The organism is Shewanella litoralis (genome assembly GCF_009828585.1).
Taxonomy (GTDB): Bacteria; Pseudomonadota; Gammaproteobacteria; order Enterobacterales; family Shewanellaceae; genus Shewanella; species Shewanella litoralis.
The window spans coordinates 1-878 of the sequence record NZ_WSRZ01000069.1 but is presented as its reverse complement, the minus strand read 5'-3'; the positions used below and the strand labels follow the sequence as shown (position 1 = coordinate 878).

General features: G+C 54.6%; 1 protein-coding gene. It reads right to left on the bottom strand.

The genetic code is table 11. The annotated features are described in order from the left end of the window. Positions 1 to 37 precede the first annotated feature (37 nt). The coding region (locus GQA99_RS21090; protein WP_160056993.1) for a chlorophyll a-b binding protein at positions 38 to 878 on the bottom strand (841 nt) is incomplete at its 5' end.

Sequence of the window (878 nt, the reverse complement as noted above, 5' to 3'; positions counted from 1 at the left end):
TTTCTCTGCTCTCATTCACTTAACAAGCTTATCTCGCTCACTTTCCGGGGACGAAGTTGGTGGCGAAGGCCCAGGCGTTGTTGTTGACTGGATCAGCCAAATGGTCGGCGAGGTTCTCCAATGGTCCCTTTCCGGTGACGATGGCTTGAACGAAGAATCCAAACATGGAGAACATAGCCAACCTTCCGTTCTTGAGCTCCTTAACCTTCAACTCAGCGAAAGCCTCGGGGTCGGTAGCAAGACCCAATGGGTCGAAGCTGCCACCTGGGTAAAGCAAATCCTCTGCCTCACCCAAGGGGCCATCTCCGGCAACTCTGTAGCCTTCAACAGCTCCCATGAGGATCACTTGAGTGGCCCAAATGGCTAAGATGCTCTGAGCGTGGACCAAGCTGGGGTTGCCCAAGTAGTCCAATCCTCCGTCGCTGAAGATCTGGGAACCGGCCTTGAACCAAACGGCTTCTCCGAACTTGACTCCGTTCCTGGCCAATAGCTCAGGGAAAACGCAGCCAAGGGCTCCGAGCATGGCCCATCTGCTGTGGATGACTTCTAGCTCACGGTTTCTGGCGAAGGTCTCTGGGTCAGCGGATAGACCGGCGGTGTCCCATCCATAGTCACCTGGGAACTCTCCGGTAAGGTAGCTCGGTGGCTCGCCGGAGAAGGGACCCAAGTACTTGACTCGGTCAGATCCGTACCATGGGCTGCCTGATGGACCCTTAGGCTTGGCAACAGTCTTCCTCATGGTCACACGGCCGGTTCCGAGGACATCTGATGCTGCGGGCTTCACAGCCTTTCCAGCGAAGGCAGGGGAGGACAGAGCCATGGTTGAGGAAGCCATTAGAATCTTTCTTCTTCTTCTTCTTTTTTTTTTTCTGTTTTTT